Annotated in this window: 23 protein-coding genes; 7 read left to right on the top strand and 16 right to left on the bottom strand. The window is 59.6% G+C overall.

Annotated elements, in window-relative coordinates; all coding sequences use genetic code 11:
• Nucleotides 1-84: 84 nt before the first annotated feature.
• The 3 genes from ACCD00_RS24415 to ACCD00_RS24405 form a co-directional block, all read right to left on the bottom strand.
• Entirely contained in the window at nt 85-1611 is a 1527-nt protein-coding gene (locus tag ACCD00_RS24415) for a SulP family inorganic anion transporter (RefSeq protein WP_413427903.1), read from the bottom strand.
• 90 nt (nt 1612-1701) lie between these two features.
• On the bottom strand, nt 1702-2433 hold the full coding sequence (locus ACCD00_RS24410; protein WP_413427902.1) for a carbonic anhydrase: 732 nt from the start codon (nt 2431-2433) through the stop codon (nt 1702-1704).
• A gap of 243 nt (nt 2434-2676) precedes the next feature.
• The gene (locus ACCD00_RS24405; RefSeq protein ID WP_413427901.1) at nt 2677-3735 is read right to left on the bottom strand and encodes a PA0069 family radical SAM protein; all 1059 of its coding nucleotides are present in this window, start codon (nt 3733-3735) and stop codon (nt 2677-2679) included.
• Between the two features lie 210 nt (nt 3736-3945).
• Between ACCD00_RS24405 and ACCD00_RS24400 the strand changes: the two genes are divergently transcribed.
• Both ACCD00_RS24400 and ACCD00_RS24395 read left to right on the top strand, forming a co-directional pair.
• Nucleotides 3946-4248, top strand: coding sequence for a hypothetical protein (locus ACCD00_RS24400; protein WP_413427900.1), 303 nt, complete (start codon nt 3946-3948; stop codon nt 4246-4248).
• Nucleotides 4249-4738: 490 nt separating this feature from the next.
• The gene (locus ACCD00_RS24395) at nt 4739-5383 is read left to right on the top strand and encodes a dual specificity protein phosphatase family protein (RefSeq protein ID WP_413427899.1); all 645 of its coding nucleotides are present in this window, start codon (nt 4739-4741) and stop codon (nt 5381-5383) included.
• Between the two features lie 41 nt (nt 5384-5424).
• Here the strand turns inward: ACCD00_RS24395 and ACCD00_RS24390 are convergent, their stop codons facing one another.
• Together ACCD00_RS24390 and prlC are read right to left on the bottom strand one after the other, a co-directional pair.
• A complete protein-coding gene (locus ACCD00_RS24390; RefSeq protein WP_413427898.1) occupies nt 5425-5712 on the bottom strand; it encodes a YheV family putative zinc ribbon protein in 288 nt (95 codons plus the stop codon).
• A complete protein-coding gene (gene prlC, locus ACCD00_RS24385) occupies nt 5709-7760 on the bottom strand; it encodes an oligopeptidase A (RefSeq protein ID WP_413427897.1) in 2052 nt (683 codons plus the stop codon). The genes ACCD00_RS24390 and prlC overlap by 4 nt, the downstream gene beginning before the upstream one ends.
• 88 nt (nt 7761-7848) lie before the next feature.
• Between prlC and ACCD00_RS24380 the strand changes: the two genes are divergently transcribed.
• Nucleotides 7849-8394 carry a gamma carbonic anhydrase family protein gene (locus ACCD00_RS24380; RefSeq protein WP_413427896.1) on the top strand — a complete coding sequence of 182 codons (546 nt, stop codon included), beginning with the start codon at nt 7849-7851 and terminating at the stop codon, nt 8392-8394.
• 26 nt (nt 8395-8420) lie between these two features.
• Nucleotides 8421-9071 (top strand): HAD family hydrolase, encoded by a 651-nt coding sequence (locus ACCD00_RS24375; protein ID WP_413427895.1) that lies wholly within the window; start codon nt 8421-8423, stop codon nt 9069-9071.
• A 141-nt stretch (nt 9072-9212) separates the two neighbouring features.
• Here ACCD00_RS24375 and ACCD00_RS24370 read toward each other — a convergent pair whose 3' ends face one another.
• The 9 genes from ACCD00_RS24370 to ACCD00_RS24330 all read right to left on the bottom strand — a co-directional run bounded on the left by ACCD00_RS24370 (nt 9213) and on the right by ACCD00_RS24330 (nt 19449).
• Nucleotides 9213-9836 carry an ABC-type transport auxiliary lipoprotein family protein gene (locus ACCD00_RS24370; protein ID WP_413427894.1) on the bottom strand — a complete coding sequence of 208 codons (624 nt, stop codon included), beginning with the start codon at nt 9834-9836 and terminating at the stop codon, nt 9213-9215.
• Nucleotides 9833-10771 (bottom strand): MlaD family protein, encoded by a 939-nt coding sequence (locus tag ACCD00_RS24365; RefSeq protein WP_413427893.1) that lies wholly within the window; start codon nt 10769-10771, stop codon nt 9833-9835. The genes ACCD00_RS24370 and ACCD00_RS24365 overlap by 4 nt, the downstream gene beginning before the upstream one ends.
• A gap of 1 nt (nt 10772) precedes the next feature.
• The gene (locus ACCD00_RS24360; RefSeq protein WP_057397358.1) at nt 10773-11576 is read right to left on the bottom strand and encodes an ABC transporter ATP-binding protein; all 804 of its coding nucleotides are present in this window, start codon (nt 11574-11576) and stop codon (nt 10773-10775) included.
• Entirely contained in the window at nt 11573-12721 is a 1149-nt protein-coding gene (locus ACCD00_RS24355) for an MlaE family lipid ABC transporter permease subunit (RefSeq protein ID WP_413427892.1), read from the bottom strand. Before ACCD00_RS24355 ends, ACCD00_RS24360 begins: the two co-directional genes overlap by 4 nt.
• Before the next feature lie 54 nt (nt 12722-12775).
• Entirely contained in the window at nt 12776-13804 is a 1029-nt protein-coding gene (locus ACCD00_RS24350) for a DUF5924 family protein (RefSeq protein ID WP_413427891.1), read from the bottom strand.
• Nucleotides 13805-13910: 106 nt separating this feature from the next.
• Complete coding sequence (locus ACCD00_RS24345; protein WP_413427890.1) at nt 13911-15287, bottom strand: M16 family metallopeptidase; 1377 nt, start codon at nt 15285-15287, stop codon at nt 13911-13913.
• A 56-nt stretch (nt 15288-15343) separates the two neighbouring features.
• Nucleotides 15344-17002 carry a Na/Pi cotransporter family protein gene (locus ACCD00_RS24340; RefSeq protein WP_413427889.1) on the bottom strand — a complete coding sequence of 553 codons (1659 nt, stop codon included), beginning with the start codon at nt 17000-17002 and terminating at the stop codon, nt 15344-15346.
• Nucleotides 17003-17288: 286 nt separating this feature from the next.
• A complete protein-coding gene (locus ACCD00_RS24335; RefSeq protein ID WP_413427888.1) occupies nt 17289-18056 on the bottom strand; it encodes a TerC family protein in 768 nt (255 codons plus the stop codon).
• A gap of 85 nt (nt 18057-18141) precedes the next feature.
• The gene (locus ACCD00_RS24330; protein WP_057397352.1) at nt 18142-19449 is read right to left on the bottom strand and encodes a CitMHS family transporter; all 1308 of its coding nucleotides are present in this window, start codon (nt 19447-19449) and stop codon (nt 18142-18144) included.
• 418 nt (nt 19450-19867) lie between these two features.
• On the opposite strand from ACCD00_RS24330, the gene ACCD00_RS24325 reads away from it, so the two are divergent.
• A complete protein-coding gene (locus ACCD00_RS24325) occupies nt 19868-20269 on the top strand; it encodes a GFA family protein (protein WP_413427887.1) in 402 nt (133 codons plus the stop codon).
• Here ACCD00_RS24325 and ACCD00_RS24320 read toward each other — a convergent pair whose 3' ends face one another.
• Both ACCD00_RS24320 and ACCD00_RS24315 read right to left on the bottom strand, forming a co-directional pair.
• Nucleotides 20270-20596 (bottom strand): DOPA 4,5-dioxygenase family protein, encoded by a 327-nt coding sequence (locus ACCD00_RS24320; RefSeq protein ID WP_413427886.1) that lies wholly within the window; start codon nt 20594-20596, stop codon nt 20270-20272. It abuts the gene before it with no gap.
• Nucleotides 20597-20657: 61 nt separating this feature from the next.
• Complete coding sequence (locus ACCD00_RS24315) at nt 20658-21608, bottom strand: choline sulfate utilization transcriptional regulator (protein ID WP_413427885.1); 951 nt, start codon at nt 21606-21608, stop codon at nt 20658-20660.
• A 114-nt stretch (nt 21609-21722) separates the two neighbouring features.
• Between ACCD00_RS24315 and betC the strand changes: the two genes are divergently transcribed.
• Both betC and choX read left to right on the top strand, forming a co-directional pair.
• Complete coding sequence (gene betC, locus ACCD00_RS24310) at nt 21723-23237, top strand: choline-sulfatase (RefSeq protein WP_413427884.1); 1515 nt, start codon at nt 21723-21725, stop codon at nt 23235-23237.
• A 16-nt stretch (nt 23238-23253) separates the two neighbouring features.
• Nucleotides 23254-24174 (top strand): choline ABC transporter substrate-binding protein, encoded by a 921-nt coding sequence (choX, locus tag ACCD00_RS24305; RefSeq protein ID WP_413427883.1) that lies wholly within the window; start codon nt 23254-23256, stop codon nt 24172-24174.
• Nucleotides 24175-24283 lie beyond the last annotated feature (109 nt).

Here is a 24283-nt window from a genome sequence, read left to right as displayed (position 1 = left end):
GTTAACCATTCAGCAAATAAATTGGCTGATCCACCGCCTTCGCGAGCAAGTCGGATCGCCGCACCGCCGCTCCCACACTGTTATCTACCCGGCCGCGCCTATGCCGGTATTCGTCCGTACCCGCCCCTCCAGTCTTCGCTTCAATCCCCGCGATTCAATCAACAGCTTCGAGCCCTTGGCCGCATTCGCCCGACCCCAATCCTCCAGCAGCTCCAGGCACGAGTGATCGATGTAGCTCAAATTGTTGAGCGGCACATGCACCGTAGTGCCCGGCGCAATGCTGCCCAGCACCTGGGTCAGCGCCGGTACTTTGAGGAAGGTCGCCGCGCCCACCAGGCGCAATTCCATTTCCCCCTCCCGGGGCAGATCGATCAGGCTGATTTTCAAGCGAGAGGCTTTCAGCGCCAGCTTCACCAGCGTCAGGCCGAAACCAATCAACACACCAGTCAGCAGGTCCGTGAAAACGATGGCGAGCGCAGTTGCCGCGTAAGTGAACATCGGCGCCCGACCATACCGGGCCAAACCACGAAAAACCTTGAGATCCACCAGTTTGAAGCCGGTGTACACCAGCACGCCCGCCAGGCTCGCCACCGGAATGCTTTGCAGCACGCTGGACAACAACAACACGAACGCCAGCAGCCACAGGCCGTGGAAAATGGTCGAAAACCGCGTGGATGCTCCGGCCTGAACATTCGCCGAGCTGCGCACGATAACGCCGGTCATTGGCAACGCACCGAGCAGGCCACACAACATGTTGCCGACACCTTGTGCCGACAATTCCCGGTCGAAATCCGAACGCTGGCCGCTGTGCATGCGATCAACCGCCGCGGCCGAGAGCAAGGTTTCGGCGCTGGCGATGAAGGCCACGGCAAACGCGGCGATCAGCAAGGTCGGATCAGCCAGGTTGAGCAGATCCGCCGGCTTCAGCCAGTCGATGGCCTCCGCCAGGTTGGCCGGCACCTCAACCCGTTTGACCTGCAATGCCAACACCAGGCTGGCAAGCGTGGCCAGACCGACACCGAGTAGCGCGCCTGGAATGAAGCGCAGGGATTGCGGACGGCATTTTTCCCACAGCCACATGACGGCAATCGTCGACAAACCGAGCAAACCGGCTTGCCAGCCAAACGTGGGCAACGCCTGAGCCAGCGCCGCCGGGAAGGCTGCCAGGTTATCCAGGCCCGAGGGTTTGGGCACGGCATCCAGCATCACATGCACCTGAGACAGGACGATCAACACGCCAATCCCGGCCAGCATGCCGTACACCACCGCAGGCGCCGTCACCCGAAACCAGCATCCCAGTTTCAAGCGACCGGCCACCAGTTGCAGCAAGCCCGCCAGCAAAAAAATGGGGCCGAGCATGGCGATGCCGTGCTGGCGGACCAGTTCAAATACCAGAACGGCCAGGCCCGCCGCCGGGCCGCTTACCTGTAGCGGCGAGCCGGCCAGCCAGCCAACGACCAGACCACCGATGATGCCGGTGATCAGCCCCTTGGCCGGCGGCAGCCCCGAGGCAATTGCGATACCCATGCATAGGGGCAGGGCAACCAGGAACACAACCACCGAAGCCAACAGCTCCCGTGGCAGAACAGCTTTGAGTCGAGCAGCACGCATGGTGTGTCTCCCGAAGTTTTCTTCAGGCATGGCAAAGCCAGGCTGCCTGAACGGCAGCCTCGGCTGAACCACACAACGATTTAGGAGGATTTAGAAGCGCGCTTTGGGCGTCGCCACGGGAATTGGCAGGCTGCCATTGAGCGGCAGGAAACAACCTTGATCGGCGTCGTACGCTTTGATTTCGCTGGTTTCGATGTTGTAGACCCAGCCGTGGATAAACAGCTGACCGTTGGCCATACGCGAGGCCACCGACGGGTGGGTGCGCAAATGCTGCAATTGGGCGATCACATTCTCTTCGGTGAGGACGTGCATGCTTTCGCTTTCGTTAGAGCAGTTGCAGTTCTCCTGCACCATGGTTTTGGCCACTTCGGCATGTCGCAGCCAGGCTTTGACCGTGGGCATTTTTTCCAGGCTGTCCGGGTTGAGCACCGCACGCATGGCGCCGCAGTCGGAATGCCCGCAAATGATGATGTGATGCACCCCCAGGGCCAGTACGGCGTACTCGATGGCCGTGGAAACGCCACCGTTCATTTGCCCGTAAGGCGGTACGACGTTACCGACATTGCGGGTCACGAACAGGTCGCCTGGGGAGCTCTGGGTGATCAACTCGGGGACGATGCGCGAATCGGCGCAGGCAATGAACATCGCTCGTGGCCGCTGGGCCGTGGCGAGTTTCTTGAAGAGTTCTTCCTGTTGGGGAAAGATCTCATGATGAAAATGCAAAAAGCCGTCAACGATATGCTGCAACGCTGCATCGGCGGTTTCGGCCTCGGGTAGGGCTGAAGCCGACGCAGCCAACGGCTGTTTATCCTTGTCACTCATGATTCATCCTCATTGGCGGAGTCAGGGAGACATCCCGTGTTGTTCCGTGTGAAGCCAGTGGCTGGTTAAAAAACATCCAGGTCGAACATTTCGACCCATCAGTCACTCGGTGAACAAGGTAGCGGCCAAATCTTAATTCAAACTGAATGAACCGCTCTAGAACGTGTGTTCCAGGTCACAAAAAACGTGACCAGCGTAATCCGTGAGCACGCTCTTCAGTACTCAACCATAGGCCAATTGTCCTCAAATCAACGACATTTGGCGACCCGGCGGACAAAAGGCTTCGCAATCCAGATTGAACCCCTCACGGTGATTGAGTCCCAGCCGCTTGATCGCTTTGGCAAAGCGCTGCGCCAGCAAGTCCGCAAACGGCCCTTCACCGCGCATCCTCGCACCAAAGCGGCTGTCATAAAGCTCGCCACCACGGCTCTGACGGATCAGGCTCAGGACATGCGCCGCCCGTTGAGGGTAGTGGGCCACCAGCCATTCCTCGAACAGGGGCGCCACTTCAAGCGGCAGGCGCAGCATCATGTAAGCGGCGCTCTGTGCCCCGGCGTCGTAGGCCTCGGCAAGCAGGCTTTCGAGTTCGCTGTCGTTGATCATCGGAATCACCGGTGAACACAGCACGCCCACCGGGATGCCTGCATCGCGCATGACCCTGATCGCCCGCAACCGGGCCTTGGGTGCTGCGGCCCGCGGTTCGAGGATGCGTTTGAGTTCGTCGTCCAGGGTGGTCAGGCTGATCATTACCGCCACCAGTCTTTGGCTGGCAAGCTCGGTCAGCAGGTCCAGGTCGCGAAGAATCAGCGATCCCTTGGTGACGATGGTCACCGGATGTCGGTAACGCAGGAGTACCTCGAGGGTCTGCCGGGTGATCTTGTATTCACGCTCGATCGGCTGATACGGGTCGGTGTTGGAGCCGAGGTTGATCGGCGCACATTGATAGCCACGCCGGGACAGTTGTTCTTCCAGCATCTGCGCGGCGTTGGTCTTGGCGATCAGCCTGGTTTCGAAATCCAGCCCTGGCGACATGTCCCAATAGGCATGACTTGGCCTTGCGTAGCAGTAGATACAACCATGCTCGCAGCCGCGATAGGGATTGATCGAACGATCGAATGGCAAGTCCGGCGAGGTATTGCGGGTGATGATGGTTTTCGCCGTTTCGATGCGCACCTCGGTGCCTTGGGTGAGCGGTACTTCCTGGTACCAGCCGTCGTCTTCGGCCACCGAATGGCTGGGGGCAAAGCGGTTGTGCGGGTTGGTTGCGGTGCCGCGACCACGTGGGGGCAGAGAGCTAACCATCGACGGATTCCTGTATCTGTATATCCATACAGTACATGACTCACTGCGTATCGACCAGTACCGCTCAGCCCTTCATCTGATGACAGGGCCTCATGAGTTTACTTGTTCAACAAATGAAAGGAAAACTAAGGAAACATATAGTCAGTGGTTGGATTTAATACCTGCCAGTATATTTAACCCACCAAGTCCCCCAAACAAAAGGATTTATGAATGTCGTTTTTTAATCAGCGCGGCATCTTCCTGCAACTTATGCAACCGAGTCATTCGGAGCCAAACACACTGGTTTCACTGCAACTGGCTCGAAAGGAACTCAGTTGGGACGCTGAAAATGAAGCTCAAATTGAAAGTCTGGTAGACTCGGAGTTTTACACTGCTGTTTCCACAGACGGTGGTAACTCGTTCAGTATCAAGACCGTTGGCAAGGATGTCGACGAAGACGGGACCATCGGCGCTGCCGACAAAGCCAAGCTACAGGCGCTGGCCAAGGCCTATGCCAGTATCGTCAATCCATGAGCTCTGACTTTCTGATTACTGGATAGTGTAATTGCCGAATGCATGCGGGCTAGTGCATATATTCGGTAATTCGTTGGAAGATATACAAATAACTATCAAGCCAATTAGATCAGGAAAGTATCCAGACACAACAATTGATCCACGCGCCAATATCTTTTCGGGAGCTCTCTCCGTGACATTCCATATAAAGGACAAGGCAACAATTTAAAGCCTGGATCTTACGCCCACCGTTCATCAACAACAAATAATTGTTCCTCCGGGCATGGAGTATCCTTGTCGTCTTCCCGCTGAACTACCCGAGCTTCGAGTAGATGTTGAAGTGTTTGACTATGGCGCTGCACTGAACGAGCCGCTCAATGCGTTTATCACACTGAAATGTAATCCAGGCCGCGGCTTCACGATTCTTTGACGGTCCACTCACAGGCCTTTGACCGTGCATGCCTGATCCTTGCCACTATCTTTCCGTCCCTTTCTGAACGGTCACTCAAGCATGCCTTTACCACGATTTTTATCTGCGATATGCCTGTCGCTGGTTGCACTCGTTAACCTGACACCGGCACTTGCCGACGACAATATGTCGACTCGTCCAGCTGAGTGGGCTCAATCGGTCGAGAAGCAATACAACCTCTTCCAGATGTCGCCGACGCTTTACCGCAGCGCCTTGCCGGACAAGGGTGCGGTGCCGCTTCTGGAGAAGCTCAAGGTCGGCACGGTGATCAACTTCCTGCCTGAAGCGGACTCCAGTTGGTTGTCCACGCCAGGCATCACGCAGGTACAGCTACCTTATCGCACCAACCATGTAGATGACGCCGATGTGCTCAAGGCCTTGCGCGCCATCAAGTCTGCCGAAGCCAAAGGCCCGGTGCTGATGCATTGCAAACACGGCTCCGACCGTACTGGCCTGATGGCGGCTATGTACCGGGTTGTCATCCAAGGCTGGACCAAGGAGGAGGCCCTGAACGAAATGACCCAGGGCGGCTTTGGCGACAGTACCCATTTCAAGGATGGAATTCGCTACATGATGCAGGCCGATGTCGACAAACTTCGCACGGCACTGGCCAATGGCGATTGCAGCACCAGCCCGTTCGCCGCGTGCTCAATGAAGAGCTGGTTCAAGTCCGCTCATATCGAATAAAAAAAGCCCCCGTTGCATCGCGCAACGGGGGCTTTTTTCACTCAGAGCTGTTCGTCGGGCTTTTTCTTCAGCTTCGGATTCGGGAAGAACTGAACCGCCTGAACCTTGGTGTCGGCTGGTTTGAGTGCGCTGGTGTTAACCCGCGTACCTAACTCCTTGGGTACCGACAGCCCTTGCTCATTGAGTGTGTCAGAGTAACCGCAGGCCACGCACTCACGGTGCGGGACCTGGTCTTCATTCCACATCATCAATTTGTCCGGCTCGCTGCATGCCGGGCAGACCGCCCCGGCGATAAAGCGCTTTTTCGTAATCACAGGTCCCTCACTCATGCTGCTGCGTCCTCACTCAGGCCGCTGTGGCGCAAGAGTGCGTCAATCGATGGCTCACGGCCACGGAAGTCGACGAACAGCACCATCGGCTCCTGGGAACCACCGCGTGCCAGGATCGCTTCACGGAAGGCGCGACCGGTGTTGGCGTTGAGCACGCCTTCTTCTTCAAATTTCGAGAAGGCATCGGCGGACAGCACTTCTGCCCATTTGTAGCTGTAGTAACCCGCGGCATAACCGCCGGCGAAGATGTGTGCAAAGCTGTTGGGGAAGCGGTTGTAGGCCGGCGGACGCATCACCGAAACCTCGTCGCGCACACCTTCGAGTACTTGCAGCACGCCGCGACCATCGCCGTGAGTGGCGTGCAGTTCGAAGTCGAACAGCGAGAACTCCAGTTGGCGGACCATCATCAGGCCGGACTGGAAGTTTTTTGCCGCGAGCATTTTCCCGAGCAGGTCCTGAGGCAGCGGTTCGCCGGTTTCGTAATGACCGGAAATCAGCGCCAGGCCTTCCGGCTCCCAGCACCAGTTTTCCATGAACTGACTTGGCAGCTCGACGGCATCCCAGGCCACGCCGTTAATGCCGGACACGCCAGCATGCTCGACGCGGGTCAGCAGATGATGCAGGCCGTGACCGAATTCATGGAACAAGGTAGTGACTTCATCGTGGGTCAGCAGCGCCGGTTTACCGCTGTCGGCCGGGGTGAAATTGCACACCAGGTTCGCCACCGGGCTTTGCAGCACACCGCCAGCCGTGCGGCGACGGTCGCGGGCGCCGTCCATCCAGGCCCCGCCACGCTTGTTGGCACGAGCGTAGAGGTCGAAGAAGAAACGGCCGACGTGCTGGCCGTTTTCCTTGATTTCAAACAGGCGGACATCCGGGTGCCAGGTGTCGAAGCCTTTGAGCTCGGCAATCTCGATGCCGTACAGGCGCTGCACGATGGCGAACAGGCCGCTGAGCACCTTGTCGATCGGGAAGTAGGCGCGCAGGGCTTCCTGGGCCACGCTGTAACGCTGCTCACGGAGTTTTTCGCCGTAGAAACCGCTGTCCCAGCTTTGCAGGTCCGGGCAACCTTGCTCGGCAGCGTAGGCCTTGAGCTGTTCCAGATCCTGGGCGGCGAACGGTTTGCTGCGCTTGGCCAGGTCGCGCAGGAAGCTCAGCACCTGATCACTGGATTCAGCCATTTTGGTCGCCAGGCTCAGCTCGGAGAAACTGCTGAAACCCAACAGCTTGGCCAGCTCCTGACGCAGGTCGAGGATTTCTTCCATGACCGGGCCGTTGTCGTTCTGGCCGGCATTCGGCCCCTGGTCCGACGCACGGGTGCAGTAAGCCGCGTAGACCTCTTCACGCAGTGCGCGGTCCTGGGCGTAGGTCATCACCGCGTAATAGCTCGGGAATTCCAGGGTGATCAGCCAGCCGTCCAGGCCCTTGGCCTCGGCCGCAGCAGTCATTTGTGCCTTGGCCGAATCGGTCAGGCCGGCGAGGGCGGCTTCATCGGTGATGTGCTTGGTCCACGCCTGAGTGGCATCGAGCAACTGGTTGGAGAAACGGCTGCCCAGTTCGGAGAGTTTGCTCTGCACTTCGGCGTAACGCTTCTGTTCGGCTTCCGGCAGGTCGATACCCGACAGACGGAAGTCACGCAGGGAGTGTTCCAGGATAGTTTTCTGCGCCACCTCGAAACCGCCGGCCTCCGGGCTGCTGGCCAGGGCTTCGAAGGCCTGGAACAGTTCGCGGTTCTGGCCCAGCTCGGTGGAGTAGGCGCTCAAGGCCGGCAGGCACGACTCGTAGGCTTCACGCAGCTCGGCACTGTTGCACACGGCATTGAGGTGGCTGACAGGGCTCCAGGCAGCGCCCAGACGGTCGTTGAGTTCGTCCATCGCCAGCACCAGGCCGGCCCATGTTGGCTGTTTGGCCTGGGTCTTGAGGATCTCGACGATGGCAGCACGGTTGTCAGCCAGGATCTGCTCAATGGCCGGTTGTACGTGTTCGGCGCGGATGGCGGAGAACGGTGGCAGGTCGTAGGACTGCAAAAGAGGGTTGTTCACGCTCACGGTTGATACCTTGGCTGGAGAAACATGTAGCCATCTTAATTACAATCGACACTCACCGCAGCTATCAGCAACAGAGAGAAACCCTATCGTGAACCTTCGCAAGTATCAGGACCACACGCCGCAGCTCGGCAAAGGCGCTTTTGTCGACAGCTCGGCGGTAGTGATCGGCGACGTTGAAATCGGCGAAGACAGCTCGGTCTGGCCGCTGACGGTGATCCGTGGCGACATGCACCGCATCCGCATCGGCGCGCGCACCAGCGTGCAGGATGGCTGCGTGCTGCACATCACCCACGCCGGGCCGTTCAACCCCGATGGCTTCCCGTTGCTGATCGGCGATGACGTGACCATCGCCCACAAGGTCATGCTGCATGGCTGTTCGGTGGGCAGCCGGGTGTTGATCGGCATGGGCAGCATCGTCATGGACGGTGCGGTGGTCGACGATGAGGTGATCATCGGTGCCGGCAGCCTGGTGCCGCCGGGCAAGCATCTGCAAAGCGGCTTCCTGTATGTGGGCAGCCCGGTGAAGCAGATCCGCCCGCTGACTGACAAGGAGCGCGCCTTTTTCACCTACAGCGCGGCGAACTACGTGAAGCTCAAGGACCTGCATCTGGCCGAAGGCTACGACCAGCTTTGACCCGGCCCTCTTATTCAGGATTCAACATGCATTACCAAAGCGTTTTATTCGACCTCGATGGCACCCTGACCGACCCGCGCGAGGGCATCACCCGTTCGATCCAGTTCGCCTTGGGCAAACTGGGTATCGATGAACCGGACCTGGCCAAACTCGAACATTTCATCGGCCCGCCACTGTTGCAAGCGTTCATGCAGTTCTACGACTTCGACGAAGCCAAGGCGTGGGAAGCGGTGAATTTCTACCGCGAGCGATTCAAGGTCACCGGCCTCTACGAAAACCGGGTGTTCGACGGCGTCACGCCGCTGCTGGAAACCCTGAGCGGGCAAGGCCGGCAGCTGTACATCGCAACTTCGAAACCGTGGGTGTTCGCCCGGGAAATCGCCCGGCATTTCGATTTTGCCAAGCACTTCAAGGTGATTTACGGCAGCGAACTGGATGGCACCCGGACCAACAAGGTCGAGCTGATCGCTCACCTGATGGCCGAAGAACACCTGGACCCGGCCAGCACCTTGATGATCGGCGACCGCAAGCACGACCTGATCGGCGCGCGAAGCAACGGCCTGGACGCGGCGGCGGTGGGTTACGGGTTCGGCAGCCACGAAGAACTGAGCGCTGAAGCACCGGCGTATCACTTTGAAACGCTGGAAGCGCTGCATCAGGCGTTTTTACAGCGCTAGTTGAAACACACCAAACCAATGTGGGAGCGGCGGTGCGGCGATCCGACTTGCTCGCGAATGCGGTGCATCAGGCAACATTGATGTCGACTGACACTCCCTCTTCGCGAGCAAGCCCACTCCCACAGGGGACGGTGTACTTGCTCAGGGTTTTGGCGGCGGCGCGAGTCTCTGCCCTTGCTCGACTGTCCAGTTCACCACCTGTGCGGTCAGCTGATCGTTCGCCTGACCAAACCCCGCTACCACCGCCGGGACTTGCACGCTGCTCAACGGCTGGCGCACTTCAAAGCGGCGGCTGGCGAGGATGCGCTGGTCGTAACTGCGCACCAGCAATGCATCCAGACGCACCACCACGCCGGCATTCGTACCCTGGTATTCAGTCTGGAACGCCTGCAGGCTGCCACCCAATTCAAGATCGGTCTGGAAAATACTGTCATCGGTGCTCAACAACGGCACCCGCCCGTCATGCTGGAAACCTTCCAGCAGGCGGTTGCGCACCAGCACCGGCACCGGATCGCTCCAGCGCGAGCCCTTGTAGTGGCTGATCACATCGCCCTGAGGAATCACTGCAATGTTCGGACTGTTCAAGGCTTCGCTGGACTGGAGTTTGGTCAGACGCAACGACCAGCGTTGCGGCGTGCCATGGCTGGCCGATGCATTCTGGACCGAAGGCAATCGATAGACCTCGAAGGGCTCGGGCTTGGGCAGGATCGAGCACGAACTGATCAGCGTGAAGCCAGCGAGGAGGGCGAACCGAATCAGCTTCATGGCGTGAATTCCTTGGTCTTGTCACTGCCCAGCAGGTAACCGCTGGGGTTGGCCTCCAGACGTTTGGTAATAACGCGCAACGAAGACAGGGTTTCGCGCATCTCGCGCACGGCCGGACCCAGGCCATTGAGGCCTTGCATGCCGCTGTTGAGCGAATCCTGATTGGCGCTGATCAGAGTGTTGAGAGTAGCGCTGCTCTCCTGCAGCGATTTCATCGCCTGCTCGGCATTGTCGAGCACATCCTTGCCATGCTCATTGAGCAACCCGTTGGCATTGCGCATCAGCGTCGTGGTCTGCTCAAGCATGTTGTTGGCCTGTTTGCCGACCGAGGCCAGTTGCTGCATGGCCTGGCGGATATCGCCGCGCTGCTCGGCAATGGTCCCGGTGGTTTGCTCCAGGTGCTCCAGGGTTTTGCTGATGCGCTCGATGTTTTCCGTGGAGAACATCAGATTGACGTTTTGCATCAGCGTGTTCACACCGGACATCAGGTCGTTGCTGTCGTTGAGCAGGCGGGCGATGGGCGAGGGTGATGCGACGATGGTCGGCAGGTTGCCATCCTTGCCCTTGAGCGTCGGACTCTGTGGCGTGCCGCCGCTGAGCTGGATGATCGAGGTCCCGGTGACGCCGGTCAGGGCCAGTTTGGCATTGGTGTCTTCCTTGACCGGGGTATCACCGGCCAGGCGAATGCGCGCCAGCACTCGCCGCGGGTCCTTCGGGTCCAGGCGCAGCGAAATCACGTCGCCCACCTTGATCCCGCTGTACTGCACCGAACTGCCCTTGGACAAACCGCTGACCGCCTCGTTGAACACGACCTCGTAGTCCTTGAACTCGGTATCGACACTGGACTTGGCCAGCCACAGACCGAACAGCAGCGCGGCTGTCACCACAATCACGGTGAACAGGCCGATCAATACATGATGGGCTCGGGTTTCCATGTCAGACCTCGTTGAGCTGTTGGGCGGCTGTCAATGCCGCGCGGCCGCGAGGGCCATGGAAGTATTCGTGAATCCACGCATCGTTGGTTTCCGACACCTTGTCGATGGCGTCCGCCACCAGCACCTTTTTCTGCGCCAGCACCGCCACCCGGTCGGTGATGGTGTAGAGCGTGTCGAGGTCGTGGGTCACCAGAAAGACACTCAGGCCCAGGGCATCACGCAGGGTCAGGATCAATTGGTCGAACGCGGCGGCGCCAATCGGGTCGAGACCGGCGGTGGGCTCGTCGAGAAAAAGGATGTCCGGGTCCAGCGCCAATGCCCGGGCCAGCGCGGCACGCTTGATCATGCCGCCGGACAGCGAAGAGGGGTACTTCTCTGCGGCCGACAGCGGCAGCCCGGCCAGGGCCATCTTCACCGCCGCCAGGTGCTCGGCGTCATTGCGGCTCAAGCCGGCGTGTTCTATCAGCGGCAGGGCGACGTTCTCTGTCACCGTCAGCGAAGAGAACAGCGCGCCTTTCTGGAACAGCACGCCGAATCGCCGCTCCACCCGCGAGCGCTCGTCCTCGGACAAGGTTGGCAGGTTTTTCCCGAAGACTTTCACCACGCCTTCGCTGGGCTGGCGCAACCCGACAATGCTGCGCAGCAGCACCGACTTGCCGCTGCCGGAGCCGCCGACCACGGCGAGGATTTCGCCCTTGTACAAATCCAGGTCGAGGTTCTCGTGCACGCTCTGGCGGCCAAAGCGATTGCACAACCCACGCACTTCTATCACCGCCTCGGAGGGCGCTCGGGGGATACGACTCACCAGCCCATCTCCATGAAAAACATCGCGGCTATCGCATCAAACACGATCACCACGAAAATCGACTGCACCACACTCGACGTGGTGTGAGCGCCGACGGATTCGGCGCTGCCACTGACCTTGAAACCTTCGAGGCAGCCGATGGCAGCAATCAGGAAAGCGAACACCGGTGCTTTGACGATCCCCACCAGAAAGTGCTGAACACCGATGTCCGTTTGCAGTAGCGATAGGAACATCGCTGGCGAGATATCCAGCGCCACCGCGCAGACCACGCCACCGCCGATAATCCCCGACAGCATCGCCAGAAAAGTCAGCATCGGCAGGGCGATCAGCAACGCCAGGACCCGCGGCACCACCAGCAACTCCACGGGATCGAGGCCCAGCGTGCGGATGGCGTCGATTTCTTCGTTGGCCTTCATCGAACCGATTTGCGCCGTGAACGCACTGGCGGTGCGCCCGGCCATCAGGATCGCGGTCAGCAGCACACCGAATTCGCGCAGAAAGGCAAACCCCACCAGGTCCACGGTAAAGACAGTGGCGCCGAACGTGGCCAGCACCGTCGACCCGAGAAACGCCACCACGGCGCCCACCAGAAAAGTCAGCAACGCAACGATGGGGGCGGCGTCGAGACCGGTCTGTTCGATATGGGCGATCATCGGCGTGACACGCCAGCGCTTGGGACGGAACAGGCCTCGGACAATGGTTTCGATGATCAGGCCAACGAAACCCAGCAGCTGCAGGGTGTCCTGCCAGACGGTGTCCACCGCGCGGCCGATGCGGGTCAGCAACTGAATGGAAACACTGACTTCCGGCTCCTTGATCGGTACGCAGAAATCGGTCAACGAACAGTAGACCGTTTGCAGCAACGCGCGATCGGCGGCGGAAAGCGTGCAATCAGGATGTTCGGCAGAGCGACCAAGGCGCTCGGAGCCGAGCAGTTCTACCAGCAGCGAGGCGCCGGCGGTGTCGAGGGCGCCGAGACCATTGAGGTCGATGGGGGTGTTGGCGTCGTACTGGCCGTGGAGCTTTTCGCACAACAGCTTGAGGTCAGCATAATGGGCAAGCGTCCAGTCGCCCGTCACCCGCAACCGCGCAGGTGTGATCGACGTGTCTAATCGGGCGTTGCCGGCCATCGTGCTGCTGATCATAAGCTCCGTGCTTGTTCTGTGATTTCGCAGCTCTACGTAATAGCACGAACCGTACTACTTTTCTTTGATCGCTGTGCTGTCCGTGACTTCGAAACGCAGCACGCCGATGACCTGGCCATCTTCGGTCAGTACCCGAACCTGCCATTTGCCGGCCGGATTGCCCGGGAAGTTCTGCTTGTGGGTCCAGGCCCGGTAACCTTCCTTGCGCCCGCCGCGAATATCCAGGGGGATGCGGTCGACCTCTTTACCGTTGAACTGCCAGACGTGATAAATCCTCTCGTCCAGGCCACGCGGGGCGTTGATCGCGGTGTACGCGTAGAGCCCGCCATTGCGGATCTGCTCGGCGCTGACTTCGTCGAGGCTGGCGCCAGGCGTGCGGTCCTGCATTTGCGTGCTGATGGCCACGTCGGTCATCCACAGCGTCGCCGGCGGCACCCACGAGCGCAGCTCCCAACCGACGAAGCCAATGCCCAGGGTGATACTCAAAATCGCCAGCGCACTGCGCAGGGTACGAATCGGGAAGATCGACGCCAGGCTCGGGAACGACAGCAGCACCGAGATGCCCAGTGCCCATTTGAAACTTTGCGCGGTGGTCAGGTGCATGATCACCGGCAACGCAGTGAGCAGCGCGGCGAACAGGGTCAGGGTGTGCAGCGCCAGAAACGCCCAGCGCCGTGGCGCCAGCCACTTGTAGTAGAGCGGGTCGACAATCGAAATCAGCGCCGCGATGCCCAGCAGCCCGGTGAAAACCAGCTGGCCGCTGTTCCACGTCGTGGTGATGAAGAAAAACGGCAGGACGAAAAACAGGCTTTCCTGATGGATCATCTGCGTCGCGTAGCGCAGCAACGGTTCCGGGATTTCGCGCTTGAAAATGCGCGTGAACAGCTTGGTCAGGCTGTTTTCCAGCATCAGCCAGATCCAGCTGATCAGCATGATGGTGGTGATCCAGCTCGCCAGGCCTTGCTGGCGATCGACCAGAATGAAACTGCACACCCCGGAGATGAAACCACCGAGCGCAATGACCCCAGGGTAGCGCTTCATCAATTCGAGGATGCGCTGTACGAAAAGGGTCAGGTTTTGCATTCGGCGGGTTCACAGTCGTCGTAGGAATAAAACCTCGACAGGGTACCCTCGAGGGCGCCGCGTGGCGAGGGTTTGCGGTCAGTTACGCCGCTCCCACAAGGAATGTTTACCTTGTGCGATGAAAACGCCACGCCACCAGACTTAACACCAGCAACCCCGCCACTCCGACCACCAACCACATCAACTGGTCATAACTGAACAACGGTTTTTCGATCCGCAAATACCCCGGCTGCAACAGCAGTTCACGCACGGCCTTGTTCGCCTCTTCCAGCGTCACCCCTTGCAGCTCCCGGGCCGGGTCGGCGAAGCGGCCGTCCTCGTAATTACCGATGGCGCTCCAGTAGTAATCGGCCAATGCACTGTTACCTTGTACGGCCCAGGCCTGACGGGCAATCGCGGCCTGCTTCAGGCGGTTGAAGGTGTCGACATTGAGGCCGTCCTTGAGCAGTGCGGCCTTCAAGTCATCGAGCACTTGTTCGGCCTCAGGCACATCGTCGCGTTCAAGGTCGGCATTGAGGCTCATGAAGCCCACGCCGCCGAACACCTGGCGTTCCGCCCATGGCCCGTAGGACAGACCGTGAGCCAGGCGCAGCTGGCGATAAAGCGCCCAATCCAGATAATCCTTGAGCAAATCGAAGGTTTCGTCGTGCCCGTCCTCCAGCACCGGCTCCGGCACCAGCCAGTGCAATTTGACGCCGTTGCCGACCAAACCGTGGGTCAGGGTGCGTTCGTGGGCGGCGCTGGCCTGGATTTGCGGCAGCGGTGGATGCTCGCCGGGGGTAATCGCTTCCAGCGTGCCATACGCCCGCTCCAGATAGGCCGGCAGTAATCTGTCGAGGTCGCCGACTACGATCAGGGTCATGTTGTTCGGCGCATACCAGTCCTTGCGCACCCGCTCCAGTTGCTCACGGGTCAGGTCATGGACTTGCGCACGCTCCGGGCATTTGAGGCCCAGCTCCACGGCCAGCTGGTTGCTGGCCGTGTGGCCCAGGTCCTGACGATCGAGCCAGCGTTGCAGGTGCGAGTAGTGACCACCGTCTTCGCGCTCGACCACTTGCTTGGCCGCGTTGATAGCGTTGTCGTCGAAGTGGGTCTGGGTCAGCAACGCCAGCAGCAGGTCGAGCACTTTGCGCTGGTTTTTCGCCGGGGCTTCGATGACGAAAGTCGTATCGGCATTGCTGGTGAACGCGTTCCACTCACCGCCCAGCGCCTGCATGCGTTCTTCCAGGCCGCCTTCGCCGCTGGCGTCGATGCCGCTGAACAGCAGGTGTTCCAGCAGATGCGGCAATTCCTTTTCTTCGCAATTGAAATCGTCCAGGCCAACGCCGACCACCAGCCGGATCGCCACATGCCCACGGTCAGTGCCGGGTTTGAGCAGCAACTGCAAACCGTTGCGCAGTGTGTAGCCCTCGACCTGGAAGCGATCCAGGGCGAATGACGGGAGTGAACCAAGCAACAGGCAGGCGAACAACAGACAACGCATAACGAGGTTCCGTACGGCTAGCGTAAGTTCAACAGACTTCAGGCAACTGTGGACGTTCAGGGTGAATGCGTAATGTCAGTCAAATCGTCGACCACCAGTGCGCCGGTTTCGGATGTTTCCAGCACCACGTAGGCACTGCTGCAAAACAGCGAATTCAGGCGTTTCATGTCGGCGATCAGCTCCAGGTGCAACGAACTGGTTTCGATACTTTGCACGATTTTACGTTGCAAGCGGCTGACATGAGCATGGGCCAGGCGCCGTTCCTGTGCACGGAAACGACGTTTCTCACGCAACAGTTGCCGGGCACTTTCCGGGTCGGCGCTGAGAAACACCGACATCCCGAGCCGCAGGTTGGAAATCAACTGAGTCTGCAGCCCGGTCAACTCGTCCAGCCCGACTTCGGAAAACGACCGGCGCTGCGAGGTTTTCTGCTGCTGGACCTTGCGCAGCATGCGTTCGATCAAGTCGCTGGCGAGTTTCAGGTTAATCGCCAGTTCGATGATTTCCGCCCAGCGTCGGCTGTCCTGATCGCTGAGATCTTCCCGGGGCATTTGCGCCAGATACAATTTGATCGCGCCGTACAGCGCTTCGACATCGTCGGTCAGGCGCCGCATTTCCTGGGTGACGGCAGTTTGCTTGCCACGCAAAACGTCGAGCATGGCTTCGAGCATGCTATCGATCAGGTCGCCAATGCGCAGGGTTTCCCGAGCCGCGTTGGCGAGCGCCAAACCAGGGGTGACCAACGCCGTGGGATCAAGGTGCCGGGGCTTGGCCATGCCGTTGGCCTGCGGGCGCTCTGGCAGCACCCAGGCACAGAACCTGGCCATCGGCCCGACACTGGGCAACAGGATCAGGCAACGCGCGGTGTTGTAGAGCAGGTGAAAGCCAATGACCATTTCCTGAGGGCTGAAATCGAAGCCATCGAGCCAGTGCACCAACGGATCGAGTACGGGAATGATCAATAACAGACCAATCAGTTTGTACAGCAGGCTGCCCAACGCCACTTGGCGCCCGGCGGCGTTCTGCATGCTGGTGCTGAGGAAGGCGAGCACGCCGCTGCCGATATTGGCGCCGATCACCAGCCCGATGGCCACCGGCAGGCTGATCACATTGGCACCCGCCAGGGTCGCGGTCAGCAGCACAGCGGCCAGGCTGGAATAGGACATCATCGCGAACAGCGCGCCAACCAGGGCGTCGAGCAGGATGTCGCCGGTGAGCGAGGCGAAAATCACCTTCACCCCTTTGGCATGGGTAATCGGGTGCGCCGCTTCGACAATCAGTTGCAGCGCCAGAATGATCAAGCCCAGGCCAATGGCGACACGGCCCATTTGCCCGAGTCGGGTCTGCTTGCGCGACAGAAAGAAGATCACCCCGACAAAAATCAGCAGCGGCGACAGCCACGACAGGTCGAACGTCAGCACCCGTGCCATCAGCGCCGTACCGACATCGGCACCGAGCATGGTGACCAGCGCCGGCGTAAGCGCCATCAGGCCCTGGCCGACAAAGGAAGTGACAAGCATGGCGGTGGCGTTGCTGCTCTGGACCATCGCTGTCACGACTATCCCGGAGACGAAAGCCAGCCAGCGGTTGGACATGTTCTGGCCAATGACATGGCGCAGATTGGTGCCGTAGACCCGCAGGATGCCGGTTCGGACGATGTGCGTGCCCCAGATCAGCAGGGCCACGGCAGAAAGCAAATTGAGCAGGGTGAGCATACCGGCCCCCTGTGGTGTAGCGCCCCAAAGGAGCAAATTAACGGTGCCGCGTGACGTTCTACGTTCTGTACATAAGCTGTAGTTGGCTAACGGCCTGCGCGCCAGCATCGCATAGCCAAAGAAGGGATTGAAACAAAACTGTCATGAAATCCGGTTTAAGCAACCCACAAAAACAAAGTGGGAGCGGGCTTGCTCGCGAAGGCGGTGTGTCAGTCGACATTAATGTTGTCTGACACACCGCCTTCGCGAGCAAGCCCGCTCCCACAGGGTGTTGCGTATTACCGGGTTACTGGCCCGGAATGTCCTTGCGCAGCTTTACCGGAGCTTGCTGCGCCTTCTTTTTTGCAATGGTTGTGCGCATCCTGATGTTGATAGCTTCCACTGCCAGCGAGAACGCCATGGCGAAGTAGACGTAGCCTTTTGGCACGTGCACGTCGAAGGCTTCGGCAATCAGCACCGTACCGACGATCAACAGGAACGACAGGGCCAGCATCTTCAGCGATGGGTGCTTGTCGATGAATTCACTGATGGTGCCGGATGCCCACATCATCACCAGCACGGCCACGATGATTGCCGCGACCATGACCGGCACGTGGGAAACCATGCCGACTGCGGTGATCACCGAGTCCAGGGAGAACACGATGTCGATGATCGCGATCTGGATGATGGTGTAGAGGAAGTTGCCGCCCTTGCCCGAAGGCTCGTCGTTGCTCTCATCTTCACCTTCCAGCGCGTGGTACATCTCTTGCGAGCTTTTCCACAGCAGGAACAGACCACCGAAGAACAGGATCAGGTCGCGTCCGGAAATACCCTGGCCGAACAGTTCGAACAGGTCCGCCGTCAGGCGCATGACCCAGGTGATCGACAGCAGAAGCAGAATTCGCGTGACCATGGCCAGCGCCAGCCCGAAAATCCGGGTGCGCGCCTGCATGTGTTTGGGCATGCGGCTGACCAGGATCGAAATCATGATGATGTTATCGATACCCAGGACGATTTCCAGGGCGGTCAGGGTAAAGAAGGCAACCCAGATTTCAGGGTTGGTCAGCCAATCCATGTGTATTCCTTTGAGCGAGTGTTAAACCACAAAGGGCCCGGGCTTCAAACAGCGAAGCCTGGACCCGAAGTGGTGAGTCTTGGGCTTATAGAGTGCTGAACACCGGGAAAGTCCCCAATAGCAAAGCAGCAATCAGTATGCAGGTACAAACCAGCACTGCCCACTTGAGGGTGAAGCGCTGGTGGTCACCGAAATCGATGCCGGCCAGGGCCACCAACAGATAAGTCGATGGAACCAGCGGGCTCAACAGGTGGACGGGCTGACCGACGATCGAGGCACGTGCCATTTCCACCGCGGTTATACCGTAATGGCTCGCGGCTTCGGCAAGTACCGGTAACACGCCGTAATAAAATGCATCGTTCGACATGAAGAATGTGAACGGCATGCTCACCAGCGCCGTGATCACTGCCAGATACGGGCCGAGGAAATCCGGGATCACCGCCAGCAGGCTTTTCGACATCGCATCGACCATCCCGGTGCCGGTCAGGATACCGGTGAAGATACCGGCCGCAAAGATCAGCCCGACCACGGCCAATACGCTACCGGCGTGAGCCGCGACGCGATCCTTCTGCTGTTGCAGGCAAGGATAGTTGACGATCATGGCGATACTGAACGCCACCATGAACAGCACCGGCAATGGCAGCAGGCCGGCGATCAGGGTGCCCATCAGGGCCAGGGTCAGGGCGCCGTTGAACCAGATCAGGTTCGGACGACGGGCATCCGGGAACTGCGAAACGCTGATTTCGCTGTGGTCGATTTCATCACCCACCAGGTGCAGTTCACCCAGGCGTGCACGCTCACGCTTGCCGTAGAAGTAGGCGATGACCAGGATCGCCACTACACCGGCCAGCATCGCAGGGATCATCGGTACGAAGATGTCGGACGGGTCCACATGCAACGCACTGGCGGCACGAGCGGTCGGGCCGCCCCACGGGGTCATGTTCATCACGCCACCGGCGAGGATGATCAGGCCGGCCATGATCCGCGGGCTCATGCCGATACGGCTGTAGAGCGGCAGCATGGCGGCCACGCAGATCATGTAAGTGGTGGCGCCATCACCGTCCATGGACACGATCAGCGCCAGTACGGCGGTACCGACCGAAACTTTCAGCGGGTCGCCCTTGACCAGTTTGAGGATCTTGCGCACGGCCGGGTCGAACAGGCCGGAGTCGATCATCAGGGCGAAGTACAGGATTGCGAACATCAGCATCACGCCGGTTGGCGCAAGCTTGGTGATGCCTTCGAGCATCATCGGGCCTATCTTCGGCGAAAAACCGCCGAACAGGGCAAAGATGATCGGAATGATGATCAGGGCGATCAGCGCGGAAAGGCGCTTGGTCATGATCAGGAACATGAACGTGATGACCATGGCGAAGCCAAGGAAAGTCAGCATGGGAATACTCCAGGCGTAGCGCGACTAGGGAATGGGCGGATCGGGCGGGATCAGCGCAGTACGGGAAGCACGAGACGTACGGACGGAGTTGCAGCGAAGCGGCGGGTAGAAGAGGACATCAGAATCACCATTGTTGTTGTTAAATGGGCTGTGCGAGCGATAAAACGCTGGCATTGGCCAACCGGTCTGTTGCCGGTAGTGGGGGCGATCCTAATCGGGGAAGCTTTCAGCCAGCTTTCGGCGATGAACGCGTTGATCGGAAGTACAACCGGTCGTCGGACTGGGGCATGAAGGTGAACCGGGTTACGGCCTTCGCGAGCAAGCCCGCTCCCACACCGGATCTGTGTCGTACACAAAGCCAATGTGGGTGCGGGCTTGCTCGCGAAGGCGTCGGTAATTACGCATCAGGAGCAATGCCATGAACGAAATTCACACCGGCGGCTGCCACTGCGGGCAACTGCGCTATCAATTCAGCGGGCCACTGCAGGATATCGTCCACTGCCATTGCTCGATTTGCCGACGGGTGAGCGGCGGCATCGTGACCACCTGGATCACCGTGCCGGCATCCGCCTTTCAATGGCTGGCCGGGACGCCGTCGCGGTACGACTCTTCCTCTACCTGCGCGCGATATTTCTGCGGCCACTGTGGGGCGCAATTGGCAGTGGTGACGCACCTGAGCCCGGACAGCATCGACTTGACCATCGCCACCCTCGACCATCCCGAGCAAGCACCGGCCGAGCGACACATCTGGACTGACAGCCGCCTGCCGTGGCTGCATCTGGACGAACACTTGCCCGGTGAGGCTGAAGAAACACTCTGATCAAAAAATAGACAGGTCCAGCGGCCGGATTGCGCCCATCCAGATCGCGTGCTCAGTGTGGTCAAGCAAATCGTCGCCGGTGTCCGGGTGCAGGAACACCACCAGCCCTTTGCGGTTGAGCACCAGCCACGGCAGTACCTCGCCCAGCACCTGTGGCTCGAACGCCAACTGACAGCTCCAGTCCGGGTGCGGACCGACCGGGCGCTCGTGCACGCGACCCATTTTCAGTGGAAACAGTTGCGCCGCCTGCTCACACAAGGCCCGCGCCTGATCGATGGTGCTGGCGTCGAAATAGACATGGGCGTGGTAGCCCGTTATGCGCTGCATTGGAAATCCTCTAAATCCGGTCGGGCAGATCACGCGGCACAGGCTGCGATCTTTTCACGTTTCACACCGCAATCGAAGGCAATGACAACCCCGACAACGACTCCGCACTGCTGGCCTGCTCGGCCATCAACCAGTCCACAAATCGCTGGATCAATGCTCCGCGCCGTTTGCGTTGTGGCAGGACCACGTAGTAGCCCAACCTGGACATCGCGGTTTCGGCAATCGGTCGACACAACAGCCCCTGGGCCAGCAAGTTATCCACAAGGTGGCGCCAGCCAATGGCCACGCCCTGCCCGCCAATCGCCGCCTGAATCAGCAAGGTGTAATTGTCGAAGCGCAGTTGCCCGGGCGCCGGAGCCGAGGTGATGCCCAACTCGCGGAACACACCGCTCCAGTCGAACCAGTTACTGCTGTGTTCCCCACGCAGGTGCAGCAACGGAAACTCCAGCAATGCCTGGGCCGGCAAGGGCAAGGTCCGCTCGCTCAACAACTGCGGGCTGCACACCGGAAACACTTCCTCGCTGAACAGCCAATGGCTTTCACCCTGCTTGAAGCGGCCATCGCCGAACAGCACCGCCACATCGATATCGGTACGTAGCATGTTATGGCTGCGTTCACTGGTGACCAGGCTGACATCCACCTGCGGATTGGCCGCGTGAAAGCGGTGCAATCGCGGCATCAACCAATAGGCGGCGAAGGCAAAATCCGTGGCAACCTGCAGCACTTCATGCTGTTGCTGTGCACTGATTGCGCTCAATCCTGCGTCTATATTCTGCAAACCGAGCTGAACCTGCTCGAAAAGAATCTGCCCGGCCTCGGTCAGTTCGATGCCGCGATAAATGCGGTCGAACAGGCGAGTCGCCAGTTGTTCCTCCAGGCGCTTGATCTGCTGGCTGATGGCCGGTTGCGTGGTACCCAGCTCAACCGCCGCCGCAGTGAAGCTGTGCTGTCGGGCCGCCGCTTCGAAGGCACGAAGCAGGTCCAGTGACAGGTCACCAAGGGTGTCATACATAAGCTGTGCTTATCCTAGTCATTGCCGTGCATGGGCTTTACCGCAAAGTGCGAGGGTTTCATTCTCGAAGCCAGCACTCTCGCATAAACATCCACTATGGAATGCCGCGATCACATGAAGCGCAAGAACATTCTTTTCATCATGGCCGATCAAATGGCCGCGCCAATGTTGCCGTTCTACGGCCCGTCGCCCGTCAAACTCCCCCATCTCAGCCGCCTCGCCGAACAGGGCGTGGTGTTCGACTCCGCTTATTGCAACAGCCCATTGTGTGCGCCGTCGCGTTTCACCCTGGTCAGTGGCCAGTTGCCGAGCAAGATCGGCGCCTACGACAACGCCGCCGATTTCCCCGCCGACGTACCGACCTACGCCCACTACCTGCGTCGCCTCGGATACCGCACCGCCTTGTCGGGCAAGATGCATTTCTGTGGGCCGGACCAGTTGCATGGCTACGAAGAACGCCTGACCAGTGATATTTACCCCGCCGACTACGGCTGGGCGGTGAACTGGGATGAGCCGGACGTGCGTCCGACCTGGTATCACAACATGTCGTCAGTGCTGCAAGCCGGCCCGTGCGTGCGCACCAATCAGCTGGATTTCGACGAAGAGGTGGTGTTCAAGGCCCGGCAGTACCTGTTCGACCATATCCGCGAAGATGGCGACCAGCCGTTCTGCCTGACCGTTTCGATGACTCACCCGCACGACCCGTACACGATTCCCAAAGCCTTCTGGGATCTGTACGACGACGCCGACATCCCGTTGCCTGCAACGCCGGAGCAGTACGATCTCGATCCGCACTCGCAACGTTTGCTCAAGGTCTATGACCTGTGGGACAAACCTCTGCCTGTGGACAAGATACACGACGCCCGCCGCGCCTATTTCGGCGCGTGCAGCTATATCGACAGCAACGTCGGCAAACTCCTGCAAACCCTCGAAGATACCGGGCTGATCGATGACACCATCATCGTGTTCTCCGGCGACCACGGCGACATGCTCGGCGAGCGCGGGCTCTGGTACAAAATGCACTGGTTCGAAATGGCCGCACGGGTTCCCTTGTTGATCAGCGCGCCGGGGCAATTCGGTGCCGGTCGGGTCAGCGCCAGCGTTTCGACCGCCGACCTGCTACCGACATTCGTCGAACTGGCCGGTGGCTCGCTGGAACCGGGCTTGCCGCTGGATGGCCGTTCGCTGGTTCCGCACCTGCAAGGGCAGGGCGGTCACGACGAGGTATTCGGCGAATACATGGCCGAAGGCACCATCAGCCCGCTGATGATGATCCGCCGAGGTGCCTACAAATTCATCTACAGCGAAGACGACCCCTGCCTGCTCTTCGACGTACACAATGACCCTCACGAACGGGAAGAACTCAGCCATTCGCCACAACATCGTCAGTTGTTCGACGATTTTCTCGCCGAAGCGCGAGCCAAGTGGAATATCCCGACGATTCACCAGCAGGTGCTTGCCAGCCAGCGGCGCCGGCGTTTCGTGGCCGAGGCGCTGACCCTCGGCAAGCTGAAGAGCTGGGATCACCAGCCGCTGGTGGACGCCAGTCAGCAATACATGCGCAACCACATCGACCTCGACGATCTGGAGCGTAAAGCACGTTATCCACAACCCTGCCAAAACCAATAACGTTAAGGGGAAGTCCATGCAAAAGTTATCCACAGTACTGACGGTCGGGCTCCTGGCACTGGGCAGTGCATCGGCGTTTGCCGATCAGAGTTGCGAGACGGTGAAGATGGCCGATCCGGGCTGGAGCGACATCGCCGCGACCAATGCCATCACCGGGTTTCTGCTGGACGGCATGGGCTACAAGGCCAAGGTCGACACCCTCGCGGTGCCGATCACCTTTGGCGGGCTCAAGGATGGCCAGGTCGATGTATTCCTGGGTAACTGGATGCCGGCGCAGCAGGGCTTCTATGACAAATTCGTCGCCAGCGGTGATGTCACGCAATTGGCGAAGAACCTCGACGGCACCGAATTCACCCTCGCCGTGCCGGACTACGTATGGGACGCGGGTGTGCATGACTTCGCCGACCTGAACAAATACGCCGACAAGTTCGACCACAAGATCTACGGCATCGGCTCCGGCGCACCGGCGAACATCTCGCTGCAAGAGATCATCAAGAAAAACGATTTCGACATGGGCCAGTGGAAACTGGTCGAGTCCAGCGAGCAGGCAATGCTGGCGGAAGTGTCCCGCGCGGTGAAAAAACAGAAATTCGTGACTTTCCTCGGCTGGACCCCGCACCCGATGAACGTGCAGCTGAAAATGCATTACCTCAAGGGCGGCGAGAAATACTTCGGTGACACCGGCACCGTCCACACCCTGACCCGCAAAGGTTATGCACAGGCCTGCCCGAACGTCGGCAAACTGCTGACCAACCTGAGCTTCACCCAGGACATGGAGAACAGCATCATGGCCGAGGTGGTGAACAACAAGGTCAGCAATGCCGACGCGGCCAAGGCGTGGATCAAGGCCAACCCGGCTGTGCTGGATAAATGGCTCGATGGTGTGAAGACCGTGGATGGCAAGGATGCGTTGCCGGCGGTCAAAGCCAAGTTGTAACCAATACCTGTGGGAGCGGCGGTGCGGCGATCCGGCTTGCTCGCGAAGGCGGCGGATCAGTCGACATTAATGTTGTCTGACCCACCGCCTTCGCGAGCAAGCCCGCTCC

Origin of the sequence: Pseudomonas sp. Pseusp3 (genome assembly GCF_047304225.1) — a bacterium.
GTDB classification, from domain to species: Bacteria; Pseudomonadota; Gammaproteobacteria; order Pseudomonadales; family Pseudomonadaceae; genus Aquipseudomonas; species Aquipseudomonas fluorescens_CD.
Note: the sequence above shows the minus strand (reverse complement) of the source record. Positions and strands in the feature narration are given on the sequence as shown.